Below are 515 nucleotides of genomic sequence, written 5' to 3'. Positions count from 1 at the left end.
GCGATGAATACCGCCTCCCACCAAGGCATTCGTGATCCTGGACGGCACGCTGCTGCCGATCGACCGGATCGCAGCCGACCGGCCCTTCTACTCCGGGAAACACAAGAAGCACGGCATGAACGTGCAGGTGATCACCGATCCGGCGGGGCGACTGCTGTGGGCCTCGCCCGCGCTACCCGGCGCGGTCCACGACAACAAGGCCGCCCGCAGCCACGGCATCATCGACGCCCTGGAAGAAGCCGGCGTGGAGTGCTGGGCCGACAAGGGCTACCGGGGCGCCGGCGGCACCACACGGCTGCCCTACTGGGGTCGCTGGGAAACGCTCTCCACAGGTCAGCAGGCCGTCAACCGCTCACACGCGAAGATCCGCGCGCTCGTCGAGCGGGCCATGGCCACTCTCAAAGCCTGGCGACTCCTACGCAAGCTCCGCTGCAGCACCACCCGCGTAACCAGCCTCGTCCAGGCCGTCCTCACCCTGCACCTGACCTGCTCAAACTGAGGTGGGAAACAGCTCA

Annotated in this window: 1 pseudogene; it reads left to right on the top strand. The window is 67.2% G+C overall.

The window, feature by feature from the left end:
- Positions 1-19 precede the first annotated feature (19 nt).
- Positions 20-499 (top strand): annotated as a pseudogene (locus PV341_RS45285) (transposase family protein); the annotation flags it as partial.
- Positions 500-515 lie beyond the last annotated feature (16 nt).

This window comes from Streptomyces sp. PA03-1a (assembly GCF_033792805.1).
GTDB lineage: Bacteria > Actinomycetota > Actinomycetes > Streptomycetales > Streptomycetaceae > Actinacidiphila.
The sequence above is the reverse complement of the archived record's forward strand: the minus strand, read 5'-3'. Positions and strand labels throughout refer to the sequence as shown.